Here is a 2,901-nt window from a genome sequence, read left to right as displayed (position 1 = left end):
GCTACTATCCGAACGGCTGACGACCCGAGCGCTCCCCCCCCCCGCATGCGGCCGCCGGTGTGATCGAGCCCTGCCGGGCCTCACACCGGGGCCGTCGCGTTCCCACGATGCCAAGGCGGAGATAACGCCCGCGGACCGCCGACCGTCCCGAGACTCACGGACCGGTTATGCCAGCCGCGCCCTTGTCGTCCGCGGCGTCGCCAGCAGCAGGCTGGTCTCACTGCCCGTGATCCCGGGGATCAGCCTTATCCGGCGCAGCACGGCGTCGAAATCGGTGAGCGAGGCGGTGCCGAGCTCCACCACGAGGTCCCAGCGGCCGTTGGTGGTGTGGATGGTCGAAACCTCGGGCAGGCCACCGAGCGCCCGGATGACGCGGTCGGCGGCATGGCCCTCGATCTCGATCATCATCACGCCGCGTATCCTCTGATCGACCGCGTCGGCGCGCAGCACCACCGTGTAGCCGATGATCTCGCCGGACTTTTCCAGCCGCTCCATCCGCGCCCTGACCGTGGCGCGCGAGACGCCGAGATCGACCGCGAGGTCGGACACACTGCGCCTCGCATCATGCCGAAGAAGCGTGACCAGTCTTTCGTCGAGCGCGTCCATGATTGCTCATCTTGGTCAAATTGGATGCACAAAATGATAGATCATTCTTCTCGAAATGCCAATTTCGCCTGTTCAAACCGCCAGCGCCTGATGATCCAATCAGCCAATCAATCGTAGGGGCTGAAAAATCATGCGCTGCAGGATCGTCGGCGCGCCGGTGCAGGACGGCGCGGGCAGGATGGGATGCGAGATGGGGCCGAGCGCGCTGCGCACGGCAGGTCTCGTCTCGGTGCTTTCGGAGCTTGGCCATGAGGTCGAGGACTGGGGCGCGGTCGAGAAGGCGGTGGCGCGCCCGGTGGTGCACGGCAACCTCGCGCTCAAGGCCCTGCCGGAGATCTCCGCCTGGACCGCGGCGATCGCCGAGACCGCCTACGCCGCTTCCAGGGAAGCCGTGCCGATCTTCCTCGGCGGCGACCATTCGATCTCCGCCGGCACGGTGTCCGGCGTGGCGCGCCGCGCCGCCAAACGCGGCCGGCCGCTCTTCGTGCTGTGGCTCGACGCGCATCCCGATTTCCACACGCTCGACACCACCACCAGCGGCAATCTGCACGGCGTGCCGCTCGCCTATGCCAGCGGCCAGTCCGGTTTTCAGGGCTATTTCCCGGATCTGCCGCAGGCGGTCGACCCGGCCCGCATCTGCGCCATCGGCCTGCGCAGCGTCGACCCGGCCGAGCGCCGCGCGCTCGCTGAAGCCGGCGTCACCGTGCATGACATGCGCGCCATCGACGAGCACGGCATCGCACCCTTGCTGCGCGCTTTCCTCGCGCGCGTCGAGAAGGAGAACGGGCTCTTGCATGTCAGCCTCGACGTGGACTTCCTCGACCCGTCGATCGCGCCGGCCGTCGGCACCACCGTTCCCGGCGGCGCCACTTTTCGCGAGGCGCATCTGGTGATGGAGATGCTGTCCGACAGCTGCCTTGTCTCCAGCCTCGACCTGGTCGAATTGAACCCGTTCCTCGACGAGCGCGGCCGCACCGCGACCCTGATGGTCGACCTCACCGCCAGCCTGATGGGCCGCCGCATCATGGACCGCCCGACCCGCAGCCATTCCGGGAGCCTCTGATCATGACCCAGCCTTCGCGCCTCGCCATCGTTCCCTTCGTCAGCGTCGACCGCATGATGAAGCTGGTGCTCGCCATCGGCGTCGAGCGTTTCCTCACCGAGCTCGCCGCCTATATCGAGGAGGATTTCCGCCGCTGGGAGCTGTTCGACAAGACGCCGCGCATCGCCTCGCACAGCCATGACGGCGTCATCGAGCTTATGCCGACCAGCGACGGCAAGATGTACGGCTTCAAATATGTCAACGGCCATCCGAAGAACATGCGCGAGGGCCGCCAGACCGTCACCGCCTTCGGCGTGCTCGCCGATGTCGGCTCTGGCTATCCGATGCTGCTCACCGAGATGACCATCCTGACGGCGCTGCGCACCGCCGCCACTTCCGCCGTAGCGGCAAAATACCTGGCGCCCAAGGGGTCGCGCGCCATGGCCATCATCGGCAACGGCGCCCAGTCCGAGTTCCAGGCCATCGCCTTCAAGGCACTGCTCGGCATTGACCGGCTGCGGCTCTACGACATCGACCGCCAGGCTTCCGAAAAATGCGCCCGCAACCTGGCGGCCAAGGGTTTTGACATCACCATCTGCGCGACCGGGCAGGACGCGGTGGAAGGTGTCGACATCATCACCACGGTGACCGCCGACAAGCAGTATGCAACCATCCTCACCGACAACATGGTCGGCTCCGGCGTCCACATCAACGCCGTCGGCGGGGACTGCCCCGGCAAGACGGAACTGCACCGCGACATCCTTTTGCGCTCCGACATCTTCGTCGAGTTCCCATCGCAGACCCGCATCGAAGGCGAGATCCAGCAGCTCGACGCCGACCATCCGGTGACCGAGCTGTGGCAGGTGATGACCGGCCAGGCAAAGGGCCGCAAGGCGCCCGAGCAGATCACGCTGTTCGATTCCGTCGGCTTCGCCACCGAGGATTTTTCGGCGCTGCGCTATGTCCGCGACCAGCTCCAGGCCACCGGCCTCTATGAGGAACTCGACCTGCTCGCCGACCCCGACGAGCCGCGCGACCTGTTCGGCATGCTGGAGAGGGCCGCCATGCAGCCGGCGGCGTGAGGGAACGAGCGCGTAATCTCCCCCCTTGAGGGGGAGATGGCCGGCAGGCCAGAGGGGGTCGGTCCGACTGGGCTCGGCTTGATTCCACAGATGGAGGTTGGCGCTTCACGCGCGGCGACCCCCTCTGTCGCCTTCGGCGACATCTCCCCCTCAAGGGGGGAGATAACGTGC

The 2,901-nt window shown here is 66.7% G+C and carries 3 protein-coding genes; 2 read left to right on the top strand and 1 reads right to left on the bottom strand.

Annotation, left to right across the window (positions count from 1 at the left end; translation table 11 throughout):
- Positions 1 to 165: 165 nt before the first annotated feature.
- A complete protein-coding gene (locus tag EOA28_RS31290; protein ID WP_095820631.1) occupies positions 166 to 606 on the bottom strand; it encodes an Lrp/AsnC family transcriptional regulator in 441 nt (146 codons plus the stop codon).
- Between the two features lie 130 nt (positions 607 to 736).
- Here EOA28_RS31290 and rocF point away from each other — a divergent pair, with 130 nt between their 5' ends.
- On the top strand, positions 737 to 1,669 hold the full coding sequence (gene rocF, locus EOA28_RS31285) for an arginase (protein ID WP_127250448.1): 933 nt from the start codon (positions 737 to 739) through the stop codon (positions 1,667 to 1,669).
- A 2-nt stretch (positions 1,670 to 1,671) separates the two neighbouring features.
- Positions 1,672 to 2,730 carry an ornithine cyclodeaminase gene (locus EOA28_RS31280; protein WP_128315637.1) on the top strand — a complete coding sequence of 353 codons (1,059 nt, stop codon included), beginning with the start codon at positions 1,672 to 1,674 and terminating at the stop codon, positions 2,728 to 2,730.
- Positions 2,731 to 2,901: the final 171 nt, after the last annotated feature.

The sequence above is a fragment of the Mesorhizobium sp. M2A.F.Ca.ET.067.02.1.1 genome, from assembly GCF_004023285.1.
Lineage (GTDB): Bacteria > Pseudomonadota > Alphaproteobacteria > Rhizobiales > Rhizobiaceae > Mesorhizobium.
Note: the sequence above shows the minus strand (reverse complement) of the source record. Positions and strands in the feature narration are given on the sequence as shown.

Bases quoted from the DNA above. Each gene is read 5' to 3' on its own strand.
- rocF (WP_127250448.1), top strand. From the start codon at position 737: ATGCGCTGCAGGATCGTCGGCGCGCCGGTGCAGGACGGCGCGGGCAGG.
- EOA28_RS31280 (WP_128315637.1), top strand. From the start codon at position 1,672: ATGACCCAGCCTTCGCGCCTCGCCATCGTTCCCTTCGTCAGCGTCGAC.
- EOA28_RS31290 (WP_095820631.1), bottom strand. From the start codon at position 606: ATGGACGCGCTCGACGAAAGACTGGTCACGCTTCTTCGGCATGATGCG.